General features: G+C 40.8%; 23 protein-coding genes and 1 pseudogene. 10 read left to right on the top strand and 14 right to left on the bottom strand.

What is annotated here, in order from left to right; translation table 11 throughout:
- Positions 1-35: 35 nt before the first annotated feature.
- Entirely contained in the window at positions 36-974 is a 939-nt protein-coding gene (locus tag HPY27_RS11015) for a nucleoside hydrolase (RefSeq protein ID WP_174225131.1), read from the bottom strand.
- 192 nt (positions 975-1,166) lie between these two features.
- Positions 1,167-2,333 (bottom strand): tryptophan synthase subunit beta, encoded by a 1,167-nt coding sequence (trpB, locus tag HPY27_RS11010; RefSeq protein WP_174224993.1) that lies wholly within the window; start codon positions 2,331-2,333, stop codon positions 1,167-1,169.
- Between the two features lie 214 nt (positions 2,334-2,547).
- On the opposite strand from trpB, the gene HPY27_RS11005 reads away from it, so the two are divergent.
- Positions 2,548-3,873, top strand: coding sequence for an esterase-like activity of phytase family protein (locus HPY27_RS11005; RefSeq protein ID WP_254612875.1), 1,326 nt, complete (start codon positions 2,548-2,550; stop codon positions 3,871-3,873).
- Between the two features lie 52 nt (positions 3,874-3,925).
- On the opposite strand, the gene HPY27_RS11000 is transcribed toward HPY27_RS11005, so the two are convergent.
- Positions 3,926-4,441 carry an SMI1/KNR4 family protein gene (locus HPY27_RS11000; RefSeq protein WP_173622649.1) on the bottom strand — a complete coding sequence of 172 codons (516 nt, stop codon included), beginning with the start codon at positions 4,439-4,441 and terminating at the stop codon, positions 3,926-3,928.
- Positions 4,442-4,586: 145 nt separating this feature from the next.
- Positions 4,587-5,021: a HEAT repeat domain-containing protein gene (locus tag HPY27_RS10995; protein ID WP_173622648.1), complete on the bottom strand. Its 435-nt coding sequence runs from the start codon at positions 5,019-5,021 to the stop codon at positions 4,587-4,589.
- A gap of 185 nt (positions 5,022-5,206) precedes the next feature.
- On the opposite strand from HPY27_RS10995, the gene HPY27_RS10990 reads away from it, so the two are divergent.
- Entirely contained in the window at positions 5,207-6,520 is a 1,314-nt protein-coding gene (locus HPY27_RS10990; protein WP_174224992.1) for a hypothetical protein, read from the top strand.
- Between the two features lie 50 nt (positions 6,521-6,570).
- On the opposite strand, the gene HPY27_RS10985 is transcribed toward HPY27_RS10990, so the two are convergent.
- The gene (locus HPY27_RS10985; protein ID WP_017249860.1) at positions 6,571-7,782 is read right to left on the bottom strand and encodes a macrolide family glycosyltransferase; all 1,212 of its coding nucleotides are present in this window, start codon (positions 7,780-7,782) and stop codon (positions 6,571-6,573) included.
- Positions 7,783-8,036: 254 nt separating this feature from the next.
- Positions 8,037-8,831, bottom strand: coding sequence for a glycosyltransferase family 8 protein (locus HPY27_RS10980; RefSeq protein WP_174224991.1), 795 nt, complete (start codon positions 8,829-8,831; stop codon positions 8,037-8,039).
- A gap of 329 nt (positions 8,832-9,160) precedes the next feature.
- On the opposite strand from HPY27_RS10980, the gene HPY27_RS10975 reads away from it, so the two are divergent.
- The 5 genes from HPY27_RS10975 (at position 9,161) to HPY27_RS10960 (ending at position 14,080) form a co-directional block, all read left to right on the top strand.
- Entirely contained in the window at positions 9,161-10,243 is a 1,083-nt protein-coding gene (locus HPY27_RS10975) for a glycosyltransferase family 28 protein (RefSeq protein ID WP_017249858.1), read from the top strand.
- A gap of 213 nt (positions 10,244-10,456) precedes the next feature.
- On the top strand, positions 10,457-11,080 hold the full coding sequence (locus HPY27_RS10970) for an acetate uptake transporter (RefSeq protein WP_174224990.1): 624 nt from the start codon (positions 10,457-10,459) through the stop codon (positions 11,078-11,080).
- A 125-nt stretch (positions 11,081-11,205) separates the two neighbouring features.
- Positions 11,206-11,649 carry a cell wall hydrolase gene (locus HPY27_RS10965; protein WP_017249856.1) on the top strand — a complete coding sequence of 148 codons (444 nt, stop codon included), beginning with the start codon at positions 11,206-11,208 and terminating at the stop codon, positions 11,647-11,649.
- A gap of 204 nt (positions 11,650-11,853) precedes the next feature.
- The gene (locus HPY27_RS30125; protein WP_254476049.1) at positions 11,854-12,159 is read left to right on the top strand and encodes a transporter; all 306 of its coding nucleotides are present in this window, start codon (positions 11,854-11,856) and stop codon (positions 12,157-12,159) included.
- A 385-nt stretch (positions 12,160-12,544) separates the two neighbouring features.
- Positions 12,545-14,080 carry a thiol-activated cytolysin family protein gene (locus HPY27_RS10960; RefSeq protein WP_173622643.1) on the top strand — a complete coding sequence of 512 codons (1,536 nt, stop codon included), beginning with the start codon at positions 12,545-12,547 and terminating at the stop codon, positions 14,078-14,080.
- A 168-nt stretch (positions 14,081-14,248) separates the two neighbouring features.
- Here HPY27_RS10960 and HPY27_RS10955 read toward each other — a convergent pair whose 3' ends face one another.
- The 3 genes from HPY27_RS10955 to HPY27_RS10945 all read right to left on the bottom strand — a co-directional run bounded on the left by HPY27_RS10955 (position 14,249) and on the right by HPY27_RS10945 (position 19,155).
- Positions 14,249-16,444, bottom strand: coding sequence for a tetratricopeptide repeat protein (locus tag HPY27_RS10955; RefSeq protein ID WP_174224989.1), 2,196 nt, complete (start codon positions 16,442-16,444; stop codon positions 14,249-14,251).
- A 6-nt stretch (positions 16,445-16,450) separates the two neighbouring features.
- Entirely contained in the window at positions 16,451-17,647 is a 1,197-nt protein-coding gene (locus tag HPY27_RS10950; protein ID WP_173622641.1) for a hypothetical protein, read from the bottom strand.
- An 854-nt stretch (positions 17,648-18,501) separates the two neighbouring features.
- Positions 18,502-19,155, bottom strand: a complete 654-nt coding sequence (locus HPY27_RS10945; RefSeq protein WP_174224988.1) for a lysozyme inhibitor LprI family protein — start codon at positions 19,153-19,155, stop codon at positions 18,502-18,504.
- Between the two features lie 82 nt (positions 19,156-19,237).
- Here HPY27_RS10945 and HPY27_RS30120 point away from each other — a divergent pair.
- Positions 19,238-20,053, top strand: a pseudogene (locus tag HPY27_RS30120) (IS3 family transposase); the annotation flags it as partial.
- Between the two features lie 26 nt (positions 20,054-20,079).
- On the opposite strand, the gene HPY27_RS10930 reads toward HPY27_RS30120, so the two are convergent.
- The 3 genes from HPY27_RS10930 to HPY27_RS10920 all read right to left on the bottom strand — a co-directional run bounded on the left by HPY27_RS10930 (position 20,080) and on the right by HPY27_RS10920 (position 23,271).
- Positions 20,080-20,541, bottom strand: a complete 462-nt coding sequence (locus HPY27_RS10930; RefSeq protein WP_174224985.1) for a hypothetical protein — start codon at positions 20,539-20,541, stop codon at positions 20,080-20,082.
- An 80-nt stretch (positions 20,542-20,621) separates the two neighbouring features.
- Positions 20,622-22,241 carry an NHL repeat-containing protein gene (locus HPY27_RS10925; protein WP_174224984.1) on the bottom strand — a complete coding sequence of 540 codons (1,620 nt, stop codon included), beginning with the start codon at positions 22,239-22,241 and terminating at the stop codon, positions 20,622-20,624.
- 562 nt (positions 22,242-22,803) lie between these two features.
- On the bottom strand, positions 22,804-23,271 hold the full coding sequence (locus HPY27_RS10920; RefSeq protein WP_174224983.1) for a hypothetical protein: 468 nt from the start codon (positions 23,269-23,271) through the stop codon (positions 22,804-22,806).
- A 437-nt stretch (positions 23,272-23,708) separates the two neighbouring features.
- Between HPY27_RS10920 and HPY27_RS10915 the strand changes: the two genes are divergently transcribed.
- Positions 23,709-24,038 carry a hypothetical protein gene (locus tag HPY27_RS10915; protein WP_174224982.1) on the top strand — a complete coding sequence of 110 codons (330 nt, stop codon included), beginning with the start codon at positions 23,709-23,711 and terminating at the stop codon, positions 24,036-24,038.
- Between the two features lie 134 nt (positions 24,039-24,172).
- On the opposite strand, the gene HPY27_RS10910 is transcribed toward HPY27_RS10915, so the two are convergent.
- Together HPY27_RS10910 and HPY27_RS10905 are read right to left on the bottom strand one after the other, a co-directional pair.
- Entirely contained in the window at positions 24,173-24,334 is a 162-nt protein-coding gene (locus HPY27_RS10910; RefSeq protein WP_174224981.1) for a hypothetical protein, read from the bottom strand.
- A gap of 542 nt (positions 24,335-24,876) precedes the next feature.
- Positions 24,877-26,169, bottom strand: a complete 1,293-nt coding sequence (locus HPY27_RS10905; protein WP_371814323.1) for a helix-turn-helix domain-containing protein — start codon at positions 26,167-26,169, stop codon at positions 24,877-24,879.
- Positions 26,170-26,395: 226 nt separating this feature from the next.
- Between HPY27_RS10905 and HPY27_RS10900 the strand changes: the two genes are divergently transcribed.
- A complete protein-coding gene (locus HPY27_RS10900; protein WP_173622638.1) occupies positions 26,396-26,599 on the top strand; it encodes an aspartyl-phosphate phosphatase Spo0E family protein in 204 nt (67 codons plus the stop codon).
- The last annotated feature ends 229 nt before the right edge of the window (positions 26,600-26,828 follow it).

Below are 26,828 nucleotides of genomic sequence, written 5' to 3'. Positions count from 1 at the left end.
CAGCTGTGTCGATATCTAAGATGACTTGCTTTGTTCTAGTTCGCTTTTTTCGCTAATTCTGTTATGTAATCAAAAAATGCATCACGATCTACGTCATAAACCACATGTACAGGGCGTCCATCAGCCGTCTCAACAGTTCTGCCTTGGCTTGCCCCTTCTGTAATCACGATGCTGTTAACCGTTTGTACCTTTACAAGATCACTATTGCCAACAAACGCTGTCGTTAATACATCCCACAGGTAGTAAGTCGAGTTGGTCGAGAAATGGACAAGCGGCGGCACCATTGCATAGCATTGACCCAAGAAATCCACACCGATATACTTGCGTGCTTTTGCCCAGCGCTCACGAACATCCAGTGTCAGTGGGACTTGGTTCGTGCTCTCCAGTGCGACCAATTCAATCTCCATTCCGCTTTCCCATACGCGAGCAGCCGCTTCCGGGTCCCAGAATACGTTCCACTCTGCGGTTCCATCGTGCTCAGGCTCATGCACGTTTCCTTCTTCACGGAATGTTCCGCCCATCCACACCAGACGCTCTACTTTTTCTTCGATGGTCGGATCGATATCCAATGCACGCGCAAGGTCAGTCAAAGGACCAGTAAACAACAAAGTCGTTTTTCCTTCCGTAGCACGCAGCGTTTCAATAATATGAAGATGCGCAGGCTTGTCCGCTACTGGCGTAATCACTTCTCCTGATTCATTGAGCAAGGGCAGTGCGTCTACATAAAAGGCATGCATGCGCCAGTCCTTTGGAAAAGGATTTTTCCCGCGGGAATTGGACTCTGCTACATCCAGACCGCCTTTACCGAAACGATCAATGATTTTCCGGCTGGCAAAAATCGCTGGTTCCAAGTAGCAATCCGCTGGAATGACGGATACCCCCGTCAGATTCACATTGTCCATTTGGAGCAGCAAAAATAAAGAAATTAAATCATCAACGCCGCCATCATGGTTAAAGTAAATGTTTTTCTTCATCATTATTATCTCCAATCTCATACATGAACTTGTAAGAAGTACAATGAAACCACTATTATTTGGAACCCTTCAAAAAATAATACTAAAGTTTCACTAAAAAATATATAACCATTATGAACAACACAACTGAAGAACGAAAAAGAGACTATCCTCCAGTAAAAAATCTACTTTCGCGATAGCCTCTAAGTCACTTTATTTGTTTAACAGATGGAAAACTTGCTCTACGTCTTTGTCACCTCGTCCTGAAAGGTTAACAATCAGGATCTGCTCTGGTGAAAGAGTGGGGGCCAACTGCAAGGCATAGGCAATGGCATGTGCGCTTTCCAAGGCGGGAATGATCCCTTCTGTTCTGGACAGTTCTTGAAAAGCCGCCAACACTTCTTCATTCGTCACCGTATAATAATCCGCTCGTCCACTGACTTTTAGCTGGCTGTGCTCTGGACCAATTCCAGGATAGTCCAATCCAGCCGCAATCGAATACGTTTTTTGCGGCTCTCCATTTTCATCCAGCAATACGAGGCATTTAAAACCGTGAATGACAGCTGGAACCCCTTGGGTCAAGGTAGGTGCCTGATCAGGCTCCACACCAATCAGACGTACGGATGGTTCCTCAATATAATGGGCAAAAGCCCCAATCGCATTGCTGCCACCGCCAACAGCAGCGATGACCGCATCTGGCAACCGACCTTCTTTTTCTAAGATTTGTCGCTTGGATTCTTCACTGATAATCGCTTGAAAATACTTTACCATCGTGGGGAACGGATGCGGACCAACCGCAGATCCCAATAGATAGAACGTGCTCTGATAGTTTTCAACCAAATCATTCAGCGCTTCATCAACCGCATCCTTCAATCTTCCTTGCCCTTTGGACACCGCTACCACTCTTGCCCCTAAAAGCTCCATCCGAAACACATTTAACGCCTGTCTTTTCGTATCCTCCGCTCCCATATAGATCACGCAATCCATGCCAAACATCGCGCAAACAGTCGCGGTAGCAACTCCATGCTGTCCTGCACCTGTCTCGGCAATAATACGCTGGGCACCCATTCGTTTTGCCAGAAGGATTTGCCCAATGACATTATTGATCTTGTGGGCACCCGTATGGTTTAAATCTTCCCGCTTTAGATAAATTTTGGCACCGCCGAGTTTTGCAGTTAAATGGCGAGCAAACGTCAACGGATTTTCCCGACCGATATATTCTTTCAGATAATACTTGTACTCTTCGATAAATTCCTCATCATCTTTATACCTTTCAAATTGTTCAGCCAAATAGTCCAATACTTCCTGTAATTGTGGAGGTACAAAGCTTCCTCCGAACTCACCGAAATATCCCTTCTTTGTCTGTTCTGTCAATGACATGCTCATCTCTCCTCAGCTATAACTAGTCCTCAATCCTTCCTTGCATTTTATAAGATCAAAAGAGCGTGTGTCAATTTAGTTTTATGATTATTCAGAATTCATTTGTTTGTTGGTATTTTTTACAAAACCATCATTTTAGCTTCATATTTCCCCAATATAGATAGGGTAGTCTAACAAAAGTGATTCATTACGTCGTTTTTTCATTCGGAGGGATATGATGAAGATTCTTTTTCAAAAGAAAAGCTTGCTAGTCGCAACAATTGCGGCTCTTTCCTTGATCGGCACACAAGGAGCAGGTGCAACTCAAAATGTAACGGGAGCACCAGTAGTAGCAGAAATACATGAATGGAAAAATCCTCCTGCGCTCACTGAAGGTATTAAGGAAGGCGGCTTCTCTGGTCTCGTGCATCTTCCTAACGATCCTCCTTCTATTTTTTATACACTGGCTGACCGTGGACCAAATGGGCAATACGGCAAGGACGAGCTGCGTACGTTCCCTGACCAAAACTACACACCACGCATGTACAAAATAAAAGTAGAAAACGGGAACATTCACGTTTTGGAAACCATCAAGCTGCGTTTGCCACAGGGCAAGATCAACCCTTTTACGAAAACTACTTATATTAGTGGATTGCCGAACCTCGCTGGCCCTGATGAAGTTCCTTACGATGTAACGGGAACTAAAAAGCTTAGTTACGATCCAGACGGTTTGGATTTGGAAGGCATCGCTTACAACCCGATCGACGATACTTTTTGGTTATCCGACGAATATCGCCCATCCATCATTCAAGTAAAGCGTGACGGCACAATCCTGGGCCGCTATGTACCAAAGGGTACCAAAGAAGCCTTACTTGCAGCAGGTGCACAGATGGAGATATTTGATACGCTGCCAGCCGTCTATTCCAAACGCATTGCAAACCGTGGCTTCGAAGGTGTCACGATCTCGCCAGATGGTAAGTTCTTGTATACTTCGATCCAAAGTCCGATGGCACTCCCTGATAAAAAGACAGGCGAAGCTTCCCGTAATTTGCGCATTTTAAAGATGGATCTCGCCACCAAAAAAGTCGTAGGCGAGTACATGTACATCGCAGAAAACGCGAAAGACTTCGTGAAAGTGAAACAAAAAGACGTCGTCATCAGCGACTTGGCCGCACTCAGTCAGGATGTTTTACTCATTGACGAGCGAGACAAAAATGCCGGTGCAGACGCACAGCTTAAGCGTATTTACAAGGCTGATTTTTCGAAAGCAACCAATCTACTCGGTACGTCAACAAGTGAGCATGACTTCGAAAAATTCACCGTTGCCCAAGTGAAAGAGAAAGGAATTATGCCGATTTCCAAGGAATTGCTGGTGGATGTAGCCAAGCTGAATTATCCGCATGAAAAGCTGGAAGGATTAGCGATTGTGGATAAAAATACGATTGCCATTGTGAATGACAATGATTTCGGCGTAGATGGCTATGATGAGAAGGGCAAGATTAGAATTAATAGCAATCCGACACAGATGTATGTGATTAAAGTAGGTAAGGATTTGAAATAAAATGTAGAGAAAAGCCTCGTGGGTGATACATGTCCACGAGGCTTTTCCTTAGTTATTCGTCTCCGCCTTCATACAGCTTCGATAAGAATTCTGTAAATGTTTCAGCCACTGGGGAGATCGCATCTCTTTGCCATTCTTCCAATGATTTTTCTTCTATTTCACCCTCATACAGATCTTCCTCTGTGATCAAAAATTCGTGATGTACGAAAACAACGATTGGTTCAGCATGCTTTCCGTTACTATAGTCAAAGCAAATGTAATTACCAGCAGCATCATACCCGATTGGGATCACTCCGTCAGGTACACAATCCTTAAGATCCTCGTGTGCTGTTAAGATATAGTAACTCCCAACCTTACTACTAAGGCTATAGAATGTATGAAATACTTTACCTTCTCCTTCCTCGTAATCAAAGACACAAGGAACAGGACATCCTTCATTATTCTCAAGCATGCACTCTACAAAATCTTTGGGAAATCGTACGCCCAAGGCAGCTTCTACTTCCTCGATATCTTGGATGTCTATTTTCTCTGTGCAACTTTCAAATGTTACATGCTTTGGAATTCCCATGTCATTACTCCCTGTGAAAGAATTTCGCAATCATTGCACCACTTTACTTATATCGGTAATTCTTACATTTCGTTGAAACCAAAAAAACAAAAAGAAGGGGCGTGATCCCCTTCCTTTGCCACTCATTCCATGTCTACTGTTCTTTCTATAACGAGGCCCATGTGCTTTCTAGCCACTGATCAAAATCAGCACCTTTTTCTCCCTCGTACGTATCATAGATATCGCTTCTCATTTTTTGCAGTTTCTCTTTGAACTCCTCAAACGTATGGCCTTTTGGCAAGCTTTTCTTAATTCTTACCAAGGCTTTCGTTGCTCCTTTGATCAAGTCGCCTTTTTTCTGAGCAGGTAAACGGACACCTTCCCCAAAGGCTTTCAGTTTATGAAAAGCAGTCTCTTGCACTTTGTACACCGAATCATTTTCCACGATACGCTTCAGTAATTGAATCGTTTGCTCATGCTTCCACTGCCCTAATTCTTCAACAGCCTCTAAGCGCTCTCTCCAATTTGATGTTCGATTAGCAGCTTTCTTTAATTCCTCAAAGTTTAGGGGAAACTCATTTTTGATTTCAGTATTATTCAATCGAATCTATCTCCTTCTGACTATCATCCTTCTATTATGACACTACGTCACACGAATAACACCACCTGATCACATATAAATTCCTCGAATCTAGGTCTGTTCCCGTCATCCCATGAATAAAATGAACGGAATTTCGCCAGTTCACCTGTCTTCTATCCATCGAGAGGAAAATGGAGGGTTGCCTATTGTTAGCAGTCAGGAAGAAAAAAATATCCCTTTGGGTGATCAGCGCAATGATGATCTTTGCCATACTGTTGCTCTTTGTGCCAACTGTAGAAGGGGCACAGGGCAAGGGATCTGAAGCATCCACAAACATAAATGTTGTAGCCGCAGCCAAAATCGCACCAAAAGGCTTTTATGCAAAATGGGAGATGGATGTGGGCGGAGCAAGAGGATGCTCCTCGTTGTGTTGGGAGTATTTTTACTTCATCAACGATAAGCAGGTGGCAACAACATTCCCAGATGGCGGAATAGATGCACTCAATTGCAGTAAAAATACATGTTTGACCTATCAAATCAAAGGGAACAAACTCACGCTCAGTAACGGAAAAGCGTATACGTTCAAGGTCAAATCAGCAAACGAACTGGAAATCAACGGTGGAAAATATATCAAATATGCCCCCTCCTCTGGGCTGAAGCTTCAAGGCAAGTACGAGTCTTTCAGCTATTCCTCCAACGTTCTTGGCACCGGATACGCAAGCTCGATCACCTATGTATTCAATAAAGACGGTACCTTTGTAGACAGCAGCTTCGTGGGCGTCACCACAGATGGTTCCAGTACAGGAGATAATTCGGGCACTTCTACTAGCGTTGGATCAGAGTCCAAAGCATCCGGAACCTATCAGATCGTAAATTATACTCTCTCTCTAACCTATAAGGATGGCAAAACGAAAAAGCTCCTATTTTTCCTACCTGAACAGCCAAGTCCCAAAATGCTGCGCATCGGAGGTCGAGACTTTTTGCTCGCGGATGGTAACGCCGCGAAACCTCAGCCTCCTGAACCGCCTTATACTGATTTTCTCACCACCAAAAAAATCGCCAAAAAACAAGTACTCTTTACCTTCAAGCCAAACAAGAGCGACCAGTATGACAACATCAAAATTACACTGCAAGGCTATCAATGGGCAAAGCTGACGATTGAGCCTGCTTACGTTAAGTCTTTTCAAGGGTTCAGCGATAAAGGGATTGTCGCCCTGACAGTCAAATACCGAATCGATAATACCTCTGCGCAAACGGTTAAAGTTAGCAGCTTGCAGGCGAAGCTTGATTTGCCCAATTCCAAAGCCACTGTAAAAGCCGCGAACGGATTGACCCCCACAGTCAAGGACGAGTTAAAAGCAGGTGAAAGTGTGGAGAGCATGCTGGTCATTTTGGTTCCAGCGGAGCATTTTGACAAGAACAAGGATTTCAAGCTGTGGTTCGGCCCATTGCTTAACCTCAATGGCCAAGACGTGCTTCAAGAGGAATGGCTCCATTTCAATATATGGAAAAAGTTATAGAAAAAAGCTTCTCGCCTCTCATGATTAAGGAGGCAAGAAGCTTTTCATTTTTAATCAGGCACGAACATCTCCATGATACGTCTTGCAGCTTCTTTGTATCCGCCAGCGTTACGCAAAGAATCCCCTACCTGCATCGCACGCTCTTTATAGGTCGATTCATTCAACACTTGCAGCAAAGCATCCTTCAAAGCTGTCGGTGTAAGCTGCCCTCTATCTAACATAATCCCCGCTCCCAGCTCCTCCACCCGCTTCGCCACAATCGGTTGATCAGAGCTTAATGGAATCATGACGAGTGGTACATGAAAATAGAGAGCCTCACTCGTACTGTTCATGCCAGCATGGGTAATAAAAGCATCCGCTTGCTGAAGCACTTCCAGTTGAGGAACGTAAGGCTCAACGATGAAGTTCGGTGGAATATACTCTCTGAGCGATTCCAGCTCTGTATCTTTTCCGCAAGACAGTACGACTTGAGCTGGGATATCTTGAAAGGCTGCAAAGCACAGTTTGTACAATTCCACATCTTTGGTCAAAATACTGCCCATAGAAATGTATACGACCTTATCGTATGGGGAGCGAAGCTTTTCAAACGGAAAAGAAGGAGCATCAGGGCGCGAAGTAATCGAAGGTCCTGTGAAAATGTAACTATCGTCCAGCTTGTCAGCATCTGGTTGGAATTCACGGCTGGTAAAGACAATCTTCATGTCCCCAAACTGGCGGGTAATATCTTCAATGGCAGGTACGGGTACGTTGCATATACGAGCAATGCTTTGTGCAGTCTGCGTCACTCGTTCATAAAGTGCATTCACATCTACATCACTTGCATCAAATACTTCTACAATCTGGCTGAGCGGTTCAGCAAAAGCCAGGTTGGTTACGGAGCAGATCGTCGGGATTCCTAACTTCTCCCCTAAAATCGCCCCTCCCCACCCAAACAAGGAGTCAAAAATCAGGTAATCAAATGATTCATTTTCTATCTGCCGGAGAATCTCGGGAATGCGGGGTTCAATAATACCTCGCAGCATAAAATCGGTGAAATGAAGAGGGTGATTAAATTCTGTTGGGTTAAAGCCTAAATCACGAAATACTTGTTCATCCATTTGATAAGCCCGGAATTGCGCCCCAGTCTGGGCAAGCCTATCCCGATATTCTTCTGAACACATATAGACGACTTCTTCTCCGTTGTCGACTAACTGCTTCACTAATCCCAATGTAGGATTCACGTGACCATCTGCTGGAATCGTAACATACAATACGCGTGCCACTCACTCCACCTCCAAAAGAATACCTAATTAGAAATTGTTTCCATTTCATTATAGGTCAGGTGGTTGGTGAAAATGGTTACATTCCAAATATTTCATAATTTGTTCAATATTTTATATGAAGATGTTTAGTCTCGCAGTTAAACCCTTATATTCCAATGATTTCAGAAACACAAAAATCCCTCCAGCCATCATTTCTCCATGTGAAGGGATTTCCATCCGTTTTATTTAATTTGTAAGCCCCGAAGGCCCGATGCCTACAAGGAGTTTAACTTCTGTACTTTTTTGAGATAGTGAAAATATTCCTCTCGAAGCGGGTGCTTTTTACTCAACCACGGTTTGCTATCTTCCCCTGTGTAGTGAATAATGGCCGGGTCTATTCGCAGGTTGCTTTTATAAAGATGCTTGGACTGATAATTCCACTTTGTATCGAGTTGGAGCCAATTATCATGAAGAATCGCATTCATCGGATCTTGACTGGGATAACGAATAAGACTTTGGTTCTTTTTCATGTAATCATAAATCTTGCTCGTGATGTTATGCTCTCTCCATTTATTCAAATTCATGACTAATACTCCCGCATTAAAGTAATCACAGTCATCCGGAATAGACAGATCGACATGTCTTAATTTGTTTACCCCTTGCCAAGAATCCTTCACGGCTGCAAGTAAGTAATCATCAATATTGGTGTTCCATAATGGAGTGATGTCTTCTTTAATAACCATATCACTGTCCAAATAAATCACTTTTTCAATCTCTTTGTCCAAGAGGTCTGGAATCGAAATTCGATGATAGGTTTCCTGCGTAAGATGATCACGGACGAGGAATCCATCATATAGGGTCGGATCAATCGTTACATATTTGATTTGAGCATGGAATCGTTTCACAGTTTTCGTTAAGATGGATTTGTTTTTCCCTGAGACTTGACTGTCAATAACGTGAACGATGACTGGGTTTTTAGAGACCTTATTTTCAAAAAGGGAATATAACATGACTGCGAGATGGATAGCAAAACCATCATTAACGGCTGTTACAATATGAATCGTGCCCACTATTCTCCCACCCCATATCCTTATTGAGCTATATATACACATTATTCATGGACAGCGTTGGTTTGTGTAATGAAAATACCTAATTATTTCTAGATGGGAGCACAATTCACAGCTGCAAGCCTCCGCTAATGCGGCTTTTTTCTGTGATCGATCAGAAAACCGTTATACGACTAGAGCATGTTCTATCCATCCCCATAAAATATATAAGCTGTGAGGAACGACTCGAATTCGGCAATGACCTTATCCCATAAGAGCGTTATTGGGGTAATTTGTCCAAGCTCCAGACAGACAGGGAACAAGAAAGTACCTATTTAAAAGGGTGATGAAATATGATCTCCTTTGTGGTTGGCAGAGGTATGGGCCATCTCGGTAGATGCATTAGCATAACGGAAAAATTGCAGCAACACCATCTTCCTATTCACGTGTTTGCCTTTCGGGAAACACATGGCTATTTAGCGAAAAACCTGCACAATGACGTCCAATTGAAGGCCTTTAAATCCAAAAAATTCGAGGATGGTAAACAAACCACACTATTAATAAATGATTGGCGCGCCGATGTGCCTCGATTTCGCAGTGAGGGGAAAGTCGATGGAAACACAAAGGTAGTGACCCTCTATCACAGTGACTTTATCATCGATAAAAGTGATTCAGCTCCCATGCAGGAATATAAAAATCGCATTGTAGAAATCGCCAATCACTCCGATATCTTTCTGCACATGAATCTGATTCCGCCTAAGCAGACCCATCCGCAAATGAACTGCATCTACATCCCGATTCCTTTAATCACCAGGGAAATCAGCCAGTCACCGGAAGAAGTGCGACGCATGTTAGGTCTTCAGCAGAACGAGTCGTTTATTTTGGTTCACATGGGGGGCGGACTCGCTAACCGTTATGAACAGATCGTGAAGTGGTATGATCAAATAAACTCACTTGCCAGCCGCTATCGATTTGTTATAGCTGGGCAATTGGCAGATGAAGATTACCCATTCGATGAAAGAATCATCAAAGCCCCTCTCATCCCGAATGGCAAAAACCTTGTACAGGCGGCCAGTCTGGTCATTAGCAAACCGGGCATGGGCATTTTAGGAGATTGCATCTCTACAGGAACTCCATTGCTTTTCCTTCCGCCGGATGATGCGGAACGCGAGCAAAAAATAGATATGCTGCGAGAAATAGCCAATAGTGATCAGGTATCGATCCAGGAACCGGCAGAGATTGTACCAAAGATCGAGTATGCTTTAGGAAATAAAGAGGTCATTCAAAAAAGATTTCGTCTTATCCCTACCAACGGCGCTGAGGTCGCAAGCAAAATTATCGAAATGGCATACCAGATCCCGCTATCGAAATTGCCAAAAAGCCAGGAAGATCTCTTGAACTTGACGCCATATCGCTCATTTGGAAATAAGGACTGATGACTTTGAAGCAAACAAGGAGGACTGTCTTAGGTAGAAGATCAATTTCTACTTAAGACAGTCCTCTTACTTTCGCTCATTTCCCCGCAAAATTCCCTTCTATGCGCCGAGTATATTTTCGATTAGAATATATCAGTGCTACTCTGCTATCGGCAGAAGGTCCAAATCTTTCACAGGTTTACCCTGATAATATTGGAGGCTTTTACTACTATCATGAACAGTCAACAACATACCAACGTCAAAATCGTCACAGCCGATCCGAGCGCGATCGGTTTGTTCGGACTGGCTATCGTTACGTTCGTAGCTTCTTCGCAAAAGCTTGGGCTGACAGAAGGGCTTGGACTCGTGATCCCTTGGGCCATCTTCCTCGGTGCTTTTGCCCAACTCTACGCCTCTATCCTCGATGCGAAGCACAACAACACATTCGGGACGACCGCTTTTGGGGCGTATGCATTCTTCTGGTTCGCGACGGCAAGCAGTTGGCTTGTGAAGCTCGGTGTATTCGGTGAGACACTCGCTGCGAATGCTGACGGTGCACAGCTCGGCTTTGCCTTCGTTGGATATCTCATCTTTTCCATTCTGATGACGATTGGATCGATGGAGACTCACAAAGTATTGTTCTTAATCTTCGTCCTGATCGACGTTTTGTTCGTGGGTCTGACTTTTGATGCTTTTGGTGTTGCTTCTGGCGTATTCAAACCAATGGCTGCTTATGCTGAAATGGGAATCGCTCTTCTCTCCTTCTACGGTGCAGGGGCAGCGGTGTTGAATAATCACTTTGGTAGAGTATTCCTTCCTGTTGGTCGTCCGTTTGGGATTTTTAAAGATCGTTCTTAGTTTGGTAGCCGCTCTTCGCGTTGTTCTGCGAGGGGGCGGCTTTTTCTATTCGTTGAAAAGCCAGCGTAACATATCCGTTTCATCTACAATATAATGTGCCTAGAACAATCTAAAGAGGTGAGCCGATGGCAGTCGTAAAAGCCAGGAGCAGTGATATTGACATGTTGGCAAGGTTGCTTCGAGCCGAAGCTGTGGGTGAAGGCGAAATGGGTATGCTCCTTGTTGGAAATGTTGGCGTTAACCGAGTAAGAGCGAATTGCTCCGATTTTAAAGGAATCCGAACCATTCCCCAAATGATCAATCAGCCGCATGCGTTTGAAGCTCTGCAACATGGTATGTACTACCAAAGATCTAGAGATAGAGAACGCCGTCTGGCACGACGGGCTGTGAATGGGGAGCGGCATTGGCCGGGCAAATTCTCCCTCTGGTATTTTCGTCCGGGCACGGCGCAAAATCCCCTGCCTTGTCCGCCAACCTGGTATAATCAGCCGCACGTAGGACGATACAAGCTTCATTGTTTTTATGAGCCGACCGCGAAAGAATGTGAAAATGTATATAATACTTTTTAATTTTATGGGCGAAAACAGCCCAGACATTACACTGCCCCAAGCGAAAAAAGGGGCAGTTTTTTTATAAGCTCGCGCGGGAATGTGATCATGCATGATTCGATACGTATCATACGCTAGTCACATCCATAGGTGTGGCCTGCCCAATCATTGTTTTTGGTTTGAACATACACTGTTGAGAATTCATTGTAAAAGGAGAGATTTTTAATGGCATTTAGACCACCTCTAGGGCCACCTCCGGGTCAGCCGCCAGGAGCACAGCAAGTACCAGAGCCGTTAACTCCTCCCCCATCGTTCATCCCCCCACAACCCGCTCCCTTTCGAATTGATCCAAGGGCTATTGAAGGTTGTTTGTTTCGTTTTACGTATCTTTGGCTTGTAAATGGAGAGCAATTCTGGTTTTTCCCCGTTTTTGTAGGTTCTAGGTCGGTTGCAGGGTTTAGATGGACGGGGAGGTCTTGGAGACAAACTGGATTTGATTTACGGTTAATTATTGCATTTACATGCTTGTAAGCCACGGCTCCCTTCCCTTTTACACCGATTCGATCAACAGGATACACATACTTTGAATTCGGCAACACAAACCCCGGATGTATTCAACCTGTCGCGCGAATTCATGGGCTGCACGATCTTTGTCGTTAACGTGCAGCCTATTTAAGCTGCCTACTCCTCAACCATAACTACTCACCCAAAGTGTCGTTCTAATCGAACGGCTATTTTTTTTGTACACCATTTGTTAAATGGCTTCCATAGCTGTAAGATATGCCTCACCATATACTTTTTCTGGTTAAATCTAAAGATTATTTCCGAAACGACCGATATAGTTAGTATTCCGGAAAATATTTACTGTGAGCATATTTATTTGACGTCATGCTCACATCTCAAAGGAGGATATCTTATGAAGAAACGAAATCATACTAGAATTTTTAAATTAATCGCGAGTTTATCTGTTATTTTCGCTACTGTAAATTATCCAGTTATCTCTTTTGCCGAAACAAGTGATTCTAGTTCAGTCAGTGAATCAAGCAACGCCGATGACATTAATACCGGTATAGCAGACTTAGACTATGATAATGACGAAATTTTAGCAGTAAGTGGTGATGAGATAGATAGCTTTGTTCCAAAAGAAGGAATCAATCCAAAAGGTAAGTTTATTGTCATCGAACGTAAAAAGAAGTCACTTGCAACTTCTCCAGTCGATATTTCCATTATTGATTCTATGACTAATCGCACTTACCCAGGAGCATTACAACTTGCCAATCAAGCTTTTACAGAAAATAAACCTAGTCTATTACTCGTACCAAGAAAACCTTTGACTATTAGTATTGATTTACCAGGTTTGAAAAAGGAAAATTCAATTACTGTGGATAATCCAACATACGGTAATGTGTCTGGAGCAGTAGATGAGCTTGTTTCTAAATGGAGCGATGAGTATTCAGAAACACATACTTTACCTGCGCGATTGCAGTATGCAGAATCAATGGTTTATAGCAAATCTCAAATCGGAAGTGCTCTAAATGTTAACGCTAAATATCTTGATTCTACATTGGGAATTGACTTTAATGCGATTTCTAGTGGAGAGAAAAAAGTGATGGTGGCGGCATATAAACAAATATTTTATACGGTAAGTGCGGAACTGCCTAACGATCCATCCGATCTTTTTGATGATAGTGTTACTTTTAAAGATTTAAAACGTAAAGGGGTAAGTGATCAATCCCCGCCTGTAATGGTATCAAATGTAGCTTATGGTAGAACCATTTATGTGAAATTAGAAACAACCTCTAAGAGCAAAGACGTAAAAGCAGCATTTAAAGCCTTGCTTCAGAATAAAGGCAGTGTAGAAACGAATGCCGAGTACAAGGATATTTATGAAGACAGTTCCTTTACAGCTGTCGTATTAGGCGGAGATTCACAAGAGCATAACAAAGTGGTTACAAAAGACTTTAGTGAGATCCGTAATATCATTAAAGATAATGCAGAATTTAGCCTAAAGAACCCAGCATACCCAATCTCATATACAAGTGTTTTCTTAAAAGATAATGCAATTGCTGCCGTTCATAACAATACTGATTATATTGAGACTACAGCTACAGAATATTCGAAAGGCAAAATATCCCTTGGTCACTATGGCTGGTATGTCGCTCAATTTGATGTTTCCTGGGATGAAGTTTCCTATGATGAAAATGGTGAAGAAATACTCACACATAAAACGTGGGAAGGAAGCAACCAAGACAGAACAGCTCCTTTCAATACAGTCATTCCTCTGCCTCCTAATGCAAAAAATATAAGGATTTTTGCGAAAGAATGTACCGGCCTTGCTTGGGAGTGGTGGAGAACCGTTATTGATGAACACAATGTTCCATTAACTAGTGAAATTAAAGTTGAAATTGGTGGAACGACATTAAATCCAACAGGTGGTATTACATTTAATTAGTTGAGAAAAGAAACGGCTGAAATCCTTTTTATCAAGGACTTCAGCCGTTTTTCTTTTTCTTATTCCTCATTCAAATGAATAGCCGTTACTGGATGCTCCTCACATTGCTTGCCCTATACCACGTGGCCTTTGATGGGGAAAGTCCTCCCTTGTCCACAAAATATTTCATTATTTCGAAACGAACAGGGAGGGTAACAGTTGCATCATTTCATTCACATGCGGTGATTCTCCAAACATGAGATGCTTGTTCCAATCTTCCGTGCCAAGTTCCCTATCACCCATTTTGATAAAACACAAACCTCTCCGATAGTAAATATCTTGTTCGTCTGCATCAGAAAACGCTAAGGCCTCTGTATAATCGGAAATGGATAATTGCCACTCCTCCTGTGCTTCATAGACCCATGCACGGTTGTAAAGGACGGTTGCATTTTTCTCTAGTGCAATAGCTTCAGTTAGATCAGCTATGGCCCTGTCATACTCCCCCATCTCATAGTACAGGACAGCCCTATTTGTCCAGGCTGCCATCATTTCCTTATCCTTGTTTAGGGCAGCGGTAAACGTTTTTAGAGCTTGATCATTATTGCCATCCGACATTTCAATTAAACCTAGTGTACACAGAAGCCGCGCATGATCAGGCTCTATTTCTAAACCGAATTCAGCATCTTTTCGGGCCATTTCGAATTTCTCCGCTTGATACAATAATGTAGCTCTGTTAAGTAATCCATCAAGATTTTCGGGGTCTATATCAAGCAAGTAGTCATAGTCCGCCATTGCTTTCTCCACATCTCCAAGACGATTGAAGGCAGTAGCTCGATTGAAATAAACCTCTGGAAACGGAGGACTAAGCTTTATCGCTTGGTTATAATCTTCAATGGCTTCATCCAGTCGCCCCATTCGGCTATAAAGGTTTCCACGATCAAAGTAATATTCTGGATAATTGGAATCAATCTGTATCACTTGGCTAAATGTTTCAGCTGCTTCTTCAAACCTTTTTAAAGCTACGTAAATCAGCCCTTTATTATGTAGCAACACCGAGCGATGCAACATATGTTCATCAGGAGCAAGAGTCTGATTTAACCTTTGCCATCCTTCCGTAACCAATCGAAGCGCTTCTTCAGGATTATCCATATGTAACTCTACTAAAGCCAATCCATTTTGGTTAAATACTTGTTGAAATGCACGTTCTTTTTCATCTTCAATCAATTCTGCCAAATCAATGGCTTTTTGTATCCATTCTTTCGCCTTCTCGTGTTCTCGTTCTCGGTGATGCCTCGTATAGTACATCGAAAATCCATATGAAATTTGCATATGAACTCTAAAATCATCAGTGTTTGCGTACACTTCTCCTAAAAGCGTCGGTATATCATCAGTTTCACCCAATGCAGCCAGAGACGTAGCCATTTTCATTGTAAAATACCGACTATTATCAAATTCGCTGCTCCAATTCGTCAGTTTCCGGCCACGTAGGCTCATATCGATAGTCGCATCGTAAAAACCCATGTTAATGCTATAACTAACTGCTTTAAACAACGCTTCGCTTGCTGATTTCTCAGAAGTACCGCGTTCCAGATGAAACGGAATGGCGCCTAAGTGCAGTGACCACTGCTCTTCTTTTATAAGAGATTCTGCCCGCTCTTCGTGAAGGCTCTGACGAATTTCAATAGGAGTTGCTTCATAGGCGAGCAATTCCTGCTCACAATCTGATGTGCAGTCAGAAAATATGTATCGTTTCGTTAGCTCAAGTCGCTGTTCGTCAGATAGATTTACTATCCCCCTATCTTGTTCGATGTCAGAAAGAATAGTAGTAGGCTCCGTATACGTTTGTAACGCCTTTTTCAGGGCTTCCTTTTCCGCTATTTCACTTGAACTTACGATCACCTGAATCAGGTCAGACTTCGCACGACGCAGAAGTGTACTTATAAATTCTGCATCAAGTTGATCACAGGCCTGCACATTTTCAAAAACCAGGGTCAATTTTCCCATTCGTTCCCGATTCGCTAATGCCAATAAAAGATCGATCAAACCATTCGACATGCGAAGTGTACGCAATTTCGAATAATAACGTGTTCTCTCTTTCGGAATAGCAAGAGAGGTAAGTGTTTCTACACTAACAGGAATGACTGCTTTCAGTTCTGGTGCTATGGATAAGATCTCGGTGCAGTGTGATAAAATCAGGTCTGGCCATTTCGAATAAGCTTCTGGAATAATCTGGCGCAGAAGGTCACCAGTACCTGTATAGGGTCCTCTAAGATTGCAATGACAATTGCTGACATAACATGTGGAGTATTGCTCTTCGAAGTACTTCTTTTCTCGGTCGCTGCGTCGAGATCCAATCAGCCATTGGTGTGTAATCGATTGTTTCATTTCGACTCATCCCCTCTGTTCCATTGATAAATTCCGAATTTCCCTTTTGTTTCTACGCTCTTTTAGGTATAGATAAAATACAATTCCATACTGGACTCCCGTTATAGACAAGAAAACAACGGAATCCCAGAATTTCATATCTTCTCCTGTAAATATGGAGAGAAAAATATTCGTTAAAAGTTGAATAGCGACCGGAATCATATAGAGCATCATTCCTGTCATCATCATCCAGCCAGTTGCGTAAAAAAAGCTGTACCATCTCGCTACCTGATGATCCCGTTCCGTATACTTGGACATATCGACCATCTTGTTCTTTTTTCCAATTAGTCCATACCATATATTTTTCAAATAGGAACGTGTAGCCTCCTGAAGATTTACACACCCCAACATCGTAATCATTAAATAATAGATATCTGTTTGAAGATGAAAATAAAATTGCCAGAAGAAACGCAACAGCGTTGTAAATGCTAGTCCCATACAATATGCAGCTATGATTGTCTTCTCACCTGTATTTATCCAAATTGCACCAGCAACGATCACCAATAAGGAATACCACAAAATATCACCGAACATTCCAACTAAAAATGGAAGAACACGCTTTCGTTTTGGGAATCCCCAAATACCTGGCATGGAAGAAGTGAAGACCAAAAAGTACATTCTTCTGCCTATACTTAGTTCTGACGGGATACCCAGTCTTCGTCCGGCAAGCATGTGCATCCATTCATGAAACAAGATCCCTGGAATCTGACCGATCGTCATGCCAAGAAAAACCACCATGGCGTATTCGGAAAATAAGATGCTTAATCGACCCGGACGAATCTGTGGATATTGGTATAACAACCACAAGGCACAAGTTATGATGGCAACATAAATCAGCCAACCAAGTGGAGAAAAAGCTAGCTTACCCAACCATTGCCCCGATACTTTCTGCGCTTTCGTTTCCTTTTCCTCAACATCACAAATAAATGTCAGGTCACGTAATGTCTGCAAAAAATCATCCATGTCCACTTCATCGTGATAGGTATCTTGATACCAGGAATGCGCTTCGGCAACCCCCATGCCCTCTTGCAGTTTTCGTACAAGTGCTGCTCCATCCTCAGGAAAAACAGCAAACGTATCCGTCCCAAACCGCCCAATCAGGACTCCTTGCTTATCCTCCAGAAATGTTAACGGGTGTAATTGGATCACGCGATTTTCGTTCATGACTTTCCTCCCGGATGTTGTCATGCTATCTTCATAATTGAAAAAGAGGGGCAAATGCCCCACTTTTCCATGTTACTGACAAATCTTTATGCCTGCTCACATGTGCAGTCGTACATTGTGTTAGCTACTGAAGTCAATTTTACAGGCTCGGTTTTTTGCACAGTAATTTTTTTCATAATAATGCCTCCGATAAATTGTTATTTATACCATATTCGCGAATGTATGGTATATACTGGTAATAATAGCTTGTAATTTTCTGACTGTCAATAATCTTTTGATTTTTTTGAAAATAAAATATATTTGGAAAAATAGCAGAAAACGAAGGTAGGTAAATTAGGATTAAAAATTATGGTAACTGGGGATGTTTAACCTTTGTTATGAGGCGAGCGTAGGGGAATTAGGTTATATTTTTCAAGCAATTTTTGTCGCTAAAAGAACTAAGAAAACTTCTCACAGAGCAAACGAGGGATATATCCGATTAAGAAAAACAAATCATTTCATTCGTCACCCACCCCATATAAATAAAATAGCTTTCATCTGCCACGAATTTTTCTATTTTTGCGATTCCATTTATTTTAATGCTTTTCCAATCTCCCACATTACTCCACCCTTTATATCTTCAGAGTCTTATCGCTTCCATTATGAATCAAATTTATTACGAAATAACCCTTCCACATTTAGGAAGGGTCTAGACACCAATGCATCTTGCTTTAATTTTTCTGTACTAACAGTGTCAGCACTCCACATGTGACGAGTAGGCAGTAGGGGTGGTAGCCCCGCAGCGTGAATACAGTGTTATGCGCCGTTACTGTCTTCGAAGCATCACCTAAAAACCTTAGATCAAGATTCCAACTCTATTTTTTACTTTGGTATAAAAACTCAACTTCACCATCTAGCAAATATCGATATTCAAATAATTGCATTGTTCTTTCCCTAATTCTCTCCCGTATAACCGTGCCTAGGCTTACCGATCCTTGTGATCCAAGGTAACCATTATTAATAAATGTCTTCTCTACAAATTTTGTTTCCCTTAAGTGATACTGTAACCATACTTTCTGCGATTCAATTAGTGCTTCTCTTGGTTCTCTATCCAACTTAGAAAGAAGCTTTTTATATATTTGATTCAACTCTTTATCCCAAATCTCTGTATATTTGCTTTCCAAAGCCCCCCATCCCAATGTTGTAATAATCTCTTTGGAATTTTGAAATTCATTAAATTCCACTTCATAATCATGATCTATAGGATTTCGAAGCATTTCATCATAAAATTCTCCAGTCAAATCATAGTTCCCAATGTTCATGGATAACACTTCATTGTTAGAAGGATCTGATCGACCTTCAGTTATTTCTTTCGATTCTGTTCCATTACCTGTACTCCCTACATCAGGAGGCCGTTCAGAATTCATTATTGATTTAGTTTCGCTGTTCAAAGTAGTCGATTGACTAATATTTTGACAAGATGAAAACATTATCGTAATAAAAAATAATAAGAGTATCTTACCTCTCATAAAATATCTCCTTAAATATTATCTTTACTATTTACCGGTAATGGTGCATAACGTCTTATTCACGAACTTCCTAAATAATCCCATTCAGAACAACCTTGATAAATACTCGGTATCAGCAATGTGCGACGTCCTGCAAATCGCAAGAAGTACGTTTTACTATGAAACGAAAGAACAACCGAACGAAGACGCTCTAACCGAAGCGATTGTGGAGATTTTCCACAAAAAATCGAAAAGCTTACGGTACACGAAAGATCAAAGTCAAGCTCCATGAACGCGGATTCGTCGTCTCCAGACGTAGAATTGGTCGGATCATGAAAGAGCAAGGGCTCGTTTCCACCTACACCGTGGCTCAATATAAGCCCCATAAAACCGCTTGTAATGAAGCAACGACGGGGAATGTTCTGAACCAAGAGTTCCAGCAGGAGGAAGCCAAACGCTTCGTTGTCAGCGATCTGACGTATGTGAAGGTTCAGAACCGATGGCATTACATTTGTGTGCTTGTCGATTTGTTCAATCGAGAGCAGGTCCAAATAAGGATGCTGCTCTGATTTCCCGTGCTTTTGCGAGCGTCCAGGGCGATTTACGTCAGATTCAGTGGTTTCATACTGACCGTGGCAGCGAGTTTAAAAATCAAAAGATAGACGAACTTCTGGAGACGTTTGAAATCGGCCGATTCCTAAGTACGAAAGGCTGTCCATACGACAACGCTGTGGCTGAAGCCACCTACAAAATCATAAAAACAGAGTTCGTGAACCAGATGAACTTCCAGAGTCTTCGTCATCTGGAACTGGAATTGTACGATTACGTGAATTGGTTCAACAAGCATCGCATTCATGGGACATTAGACTATATGACGCCTGTTCAGTATCGCCAAGAAGCCCTTAAAATAGTTGTCTGATTTACTGTTGACAATCCAATTCAACCTTATGGGATATAAGGTGGCAAGCCCATTACCTTAAAAGAGTCATCTATTTTTTTCACGGTGTATTCAATTTGTTTTCCGTTCTCAAATGATGTGTCATCCAAATATTTAAAAGAAAGAACATAGACATATTCTTCATCACTAATCTTAGTTTTTTCAATTATTGTATCAATTTTTACTATGTTCCCCCCATTGATTGTACAGTAATTTTCCAGCAGCTTTTTATAATCATCTTTGGTTACTGATGGATTGTTTCCAATCAGGGACTCATAATCACCACCGTACAATTTTACCATTGTGTCATAGTCCTGTTTACTCAAAGCATCAAAATATTGATTCAAAACTATATCTGGATCTTGTTGGTTCTCTTTCACCTTTTCACCCGTTTGTAGACATCCAGCTAATAGAGTGGTCAGAATACAACAAAGCAAAAACCACATACCTTTAGTCAGATTCTTATACAAAATATGCAGCCCCTTTCGTTAGAATAAAAAGCTAAGATACCCAATAATATGAATATCTTAGCATAAATGTATATTTCCCCTTACTCTTTTATAGTGTGAGGTGTATAACTTTGAGCATCATCCCAACTTCTGTAGTACGATTTTGCTTTGTCTCCGGTTCCATCAGTTGTTGCTTCATAGGTATAAAATCCTTTAGGATTGTCTGTTCCCTTTTTTACTGATTCCAACATCCAAACGTGTCCTTTTCTAAGTCCGATGTCACCAGCTTGGAAGTCATACCAACTAGTCTTTTTGAATTTCTTTGTCAAATTAGAGGTTCCATATTTGTCACCTAATTCATATGCAGATGATATAAAACCACTACAATCAATTCCTGCTGTACCAGACGAACGGTAGTCTAAGTTTGTATTTACGTTTCCAGCCGTATCCCCATTGGATATGCTATCCTTGAAATTATCCCCTGAAGAGTTGGAAGTATCTACACCATCATATCCTCCCCAGTTATATGGAATACCCTGTTCTTCAACCGTCTTCGTAACTTTTGCTAGATGATCAGGTGGTGTAGTGTTTTTAGTTGATGAAGTTTTCATCTTCTTAGGATTGTAGTCCCATGATATATATGTCATTTCCTCTGCTCGTTGTAGCGCTGTATACCAATCATTTACTTGAGCTTTTGCTTTAGAACTTCTAATCTCAACCTTTTCTTCGTCAAAGAATACTATATTATGCTTATCTTCAGGTTGGATTTTTTTAAGTAGTTGCTTGTCAATGTTAGTCTTTTTTTCTTCAGTAAAGGGGAGTTCATAAATCTCTACGGAATTTTTCTTTGTGATCATTTGATATGCTTTTCCCTCTTTTGTTACATATAAGAACTTAAACGGAATTGAAGTAAAGTAAGTATCTTTTGTGGGAATTGCAAGAGCAGTTCCAATTTGCTCACCATCTTGATAGCGTCCTACCCTTGTTTCAACATATAAGCCTTCACCAATTACCGCTTCCTTTTCAACAATTAGCTGCTCCCCTTCTTCTGTGCTTTTTAGAAGGGCTGTTTCAACAGGAACATGATCATACGAAACTTCAACTTTTTGGTCTGAGGTAACCAATTCAACAGTGTTATCATCAATACTTTTTACTTCAAAAGTAGGCTCTTCTTTTAGAGATCTTTTCCCCTTGTTAAGACTGAGTTCTGTATCATCGAGCAAGCGAACAACAATCTCGTTGTCCCTATTAAAAAACAGACCACTAATTTCAAATCTTTTTTGATTTACAGGTACTTGGAACTCATTCTCCAGCTTGCCATTTTCGAATTGAAGAACATGCCCCAAGTCACTCAGTACGTAGATATTATTGTCTTCATCGATTTCAACATCAAAAAACTCTTTATCTTCTGGTAAGTCAATGGTTCGCTCACTATTCCCATTTTGGTCGTAAACTTCAATCTGGTGCCCAATCGTATCCAAAATGAAAAATTCCCCACTGCCAGAAACCGCAAAACTTTTGGGACCTCTCAGTTCTATATCTTCCAATTCCTCATCAGAAGAATAAGCAATTTCTCCGCTGCCACTCCCCACATCAACTTTTAATACTTTATCTGCGCTGCTATTATCTTTGCTTCCTGCTAAAACAGAGCTACCACTGATTGCTAAGGATACTCCTAATACACTGGCTACAATGCCTTTGATATGTTTGCTGCTAAACATTTAATTCACTCCTAGTACTATATTGGTTTTTCTTATTCTCCCATTACGATTCGCGCACTTCTTTCCCCCTTTCCAGTATGGAACTGAAATGACTGAGTAAAAGATGCTCGACCTTGCTTATTAAATTACAATATTTGGAATTTCCTTTTTCTTACAATAACTTACCATATCTGATAAATCTCTTCAAATTATTTCTTAGCTTTATTCCTGCACTTATGATGTTTCCACATTTTAGACACAATTGATTTGTACTGTAGTTGAGCTTATCAATAATCTAGAGCGAAAATAAAACGAGACCCATTTGTATTGGGTCTTAAGTAAACTCCTATAGTGAGAGCTTGTTCATGTAGCACTTTTTATTTTTGTTTTACGACCCCAAGTGCTCTCTGTCTGACTTTGCATTGCACTCCAGCTTTTGAGTAAATCTTAACTGCATTCTAAAAGGCGAAGCCCTCCTTCGGAATAACCCGAGGAGGGCTTTTTTACGTTATGCGTTCAATTTTAGAGTCGCCTTTTCCTACGCTTCATGTAGTACAACATTCATACTGAATCAAATTCGAGATTATTTTTCCTGCTCGTAATCCCATTTTCCATTCTTTTCATTATATTTTAGTTTGAAGATCAGAGCCTCACCGTCTTCTCTGTTAAACGAAAAAGAACCTTCTTTTAACTCTTCATCCAGAAGAATAACCGGAATGGTATCCCCTACTTTTGCGTGCTTCTGCATGATCTCGTCCTGAACTTCAATGAAGGCATCCTTCACGTCTACAGAACGTTCATTTTCTATTTTATCCATTAGCGGCGCTCTTTTAGTGAATTCGTTATAAATCCACTCTTTTCCATTTTCGTCAGTCAAAGTTTTCATGGCTACCAAATCATCGGACTTTGCTTCGATCCCCAATGAATTAAGGGTTTTCATTTGATTTCCTTTTTCGTACTGCTCAACATCTTCACTTGCGTATAGACTGCTACCTGCGAAAATTGCACCAGCTAAAACAAGACACGAAATTGCTATACTGCGTTTTTTCATAACCTCAAATACCTCCTATATGCTTTTATTTAAAATATTCCCTCTCAGACGTTTCGGGCACCTTATCACCTATCTTGTTGTAGGCATAATGGGACGATGTGATTTTGGCTTTTATTAATGCTGTAACATTAGCCGTGTAATCGACTGATGCATAATCTGTACCATTATCGTAGTCTGTTTTCTTGAGATTTCCATTCACGTAGAAATAAGAGTAGTTAGGCGACTTCGGAATTCCCAATAAATAACACCTTTAAACGATAATCAAAAAGTTGACCATTTTTGGGGCAAACGCTCATCTTCAAGTTGATGACTACTTTCTCTCATAACATGTAGTCTGATAGGAAAGCACTAATGATTTCAACAGGTTACGATACAATTAATATGTTAACTGGTACAATTATTTCGTACCAAATGAACTCAACAGGGAGATAGTAGTAATGACCAACTGGAAGAATATTAAGATTAATGGAGTAAGAGGTATTGACAAATGCGTGGCAGAATTCCGTATTAAGGAAACTGGATCCGGACGAACTCCATCTGGTAGGTTCAAAGTGAAAATATTTGGGGAACAAGATGGAGATTTCTATGGTATTACAAATATTGGAGTAAAGAGACTTGATGATGAACCGGCTGTACTTGGTTTGGGAACAAGTAAAAGTATCGAAGAAGCATTAAAAAATACTGTTGACGCTTTCGTGCAAAAAATGAATTTTAAAGGACAGCTAACAGATGATGATTTTGAATGGGCTGAACTTGACGATTTTTAATCTTATTTAATTTGTAAAACGCTAGTTCTAAGAACTAAGCGTTTTCAAGAGATACTCATCAATGCTGTTAACAAGACTCGAAGAACTCATCGATTTCTGCTTTTCTCTTAAAATAGACTTCTTTAGCATGTGCTTCACGTTAAATCTTCGTAGTGGTTTTCATCCAGAACCATCTCTTCTGTTTGTACGGTTACTTCATCATTATTCTCTTCAGTTTGCGATGTTACTTCAACATTAGTGACTTTGCTACTCTCTACAACCTCATTAGCTGACACATTTTGTGTTTCGACACTCAAATCAGGTCAAGTCTCACCACTGTCTCCACATGTGTGGTGTGAGCAAAATAGACAAGCTCCCGATGTGGCAGTATTCGCTAAGTAATATCCTAGATTAGCTCTCGACAGATGCATCCTTTTCGTCTCAATAAGTATTGTGGATATTTGTGCAGAGAAGATGAATAAAAGCACCTTGGCAATAGTTGTCAAAGTGCTTTTGTTACACAAGAACAAAGAATCTGATTTTACCACCCTGGGTCAGTGCCATAGGAAATTACTTGAGAATGGTTTGGAATGTTTTGTACCTCATTTGCTTGAATAGTTAGAGGCACAGCAACTAAGAACACCGTCATAAATATATGCAAGAGAAGCCTGTTCATCACTTTCCCCTTTGGATTTCGTTTATTAATGTCCGGGATTATCCGAATATAACTTTATAGTTTTTATTGGAGAAACGTTAGTTCCATGTTCAATTTCATTCCTAACATTAGGAGTAGTTACTGTCAAGACAGAAAACGACATTATAACAGAACACGTTACAATATTCATTACTAACTTTTTCATCATTCATCCCTCGCTTCGCTTTCCTTATATACTTCATTATATACCTCTTTCAGATTTCCTATAAGTTCCAATTTCATCATTTTTTCATGTGTGTAATGATGAGAATGTATCTCATTGTAACATTGCAAAATACTTTTATAATCATTTATCTTAGCGTAATGTAATATACTATTTAGATAAGCTTCCATTCCTTCATCAAAACACCCCCTCATAACCAAAAATCTGCCTTTGTATTTGTAGTACCTTCCTAGTTCGGCATATTGATATGGATCGGTGTACTGAAGTAGTATTTTACTCTCTTCTGACCCCGGAATACTGCTAATTGAATCAAGATCATTGACTTTAAATAAAGCTTCCAAAAGCATATTTACTCGATGTAAACGATTACTATCAGTTACTTCTTCTACACACTGATACAACATAGGAATAGCAACGCTATATTTCCCTGTCCGAGATAGAATAATGGCGCGGTAAAACTTCAACCGTTTAATAATCTGCGTGTACTTCAATTCTTCATAAATATTCAGGTGTTCTTCCAAGTTACTATATTTTCCTAAGAATAGGTATGAGTTGCATATAGCTAAAGCAACCTGTTCTTTTAACGTATTACTTGTCTTATCTTCGAGATGACCTGTTTTCCCCAGTTCAATACATTTGTTATAGTCCTCAATGTTATGAGCATGAAGCGCCATTCTATAATAAAATGTAATCTTTTCATCATGGGATAGGAAGTCAACATAGTGTAAAATTTCCTCCCCATTGCAAAAGGTTTCCTTTAGTTTTTTGAGATCATTTCGTTCAATTAGATATTTCTTAAATAAAGCTTTTGCAATGTATTTCGGCTCTCCGCACTGTCGTGCATAATTTGCGATGACCTTAAAGAGAGCTAAGCGTATTTCGTTATTTATTACTATTACAACAGTCGAATCAGAGAAGTTATACAGTCGCTCCAATGCCTTCTCAATCTTTTCATTAGGGGATTGAAGAAATTTCAATGAAACTCTTTCGACTAGTGAAGTATGATCACATTGAATAACTTCTTGAAGAATTTCAAATAACGTTTCACTCCTAGTCTCTTCCTCAAGGTATCCTTCAATAATTTCTTCATACGGGTATGGAAATAAAGCGGCTATGGACTTCACTGTTTTAAATTCAGGGCGTTTTGTCTCTCCACTCTCAATCTTCTGTAGTACGCCTCTACTTACACCAGTTCTATCTTCTAACTCAGCAAAAGACAAGCCTTCATTTCTTCGGCTCTCAGACAACATATCCCCAATTGTTTTCTTTTGCACTATATTCCCCCCACAACAAAAACTTCCATTTTTTTACAATGCAATCGAGTAGGATTATAGCAAGTCGATGTTTGTGAATCAACAAAAACACACAGACATATTTCGACTGCGATTTGCGGAAATTATCGAATGATGTCAAATGTATCAAGGTAATTTTTTCCATAGTTTTTGTGATATACGTGCTAGAGTGAGAATAAGGGGGTGAGACTATGGGGGACAGATAACGATGGTTGAATGGCCAGAAGTAGGCAACGAAGACCTTACACAAATCATCAAGAATCTACAATATCAGCTTAAAGAAGTCTTCAAACAACAGGGTAAACTGACAGACTCCGATATGTTGAAGATAAGTCAAGAACTAGACAAGTACATCTTAGAGTGTCAACGAAGAAATCTTACTTATCAGAAAGGAGGAAAATTTCAAAAGTGAATGGACTTGTTTTGAGAAGGCAAATCGACAAGAAAGGACGTTCCCCCTTTGCTTCCCGGCAACAGGAACGCCCTTTTATAGGAGCTGCTTTAAACTCCTCTTTTTAACTCTATCACGAGATGTTCAGATTCGGAAGAAGGAGATTCTTACGAAATAGACCTAAAAAACATAGCGGAGCATTTGTTCGAAGAACTCGGATAATTAATTTTAGAGACTAATTTTTAAAGAG

The organism is Brevibacillus sp. HB1.1 (genome assembly GCF_013332445.1).
In the GTDB taxonomy this organism is placed as follows: Bacteria; Bacillota; Bacilli; order Brevibacillales; family Brevibacillaceae; genus Brevibacillus; species Brevibacillus porteri.
The sequence above is the reverse complement of the archived record's forward strand: the minus strand, read 5'-3'. Positions and strand labels throughout refer to the sequence as shown.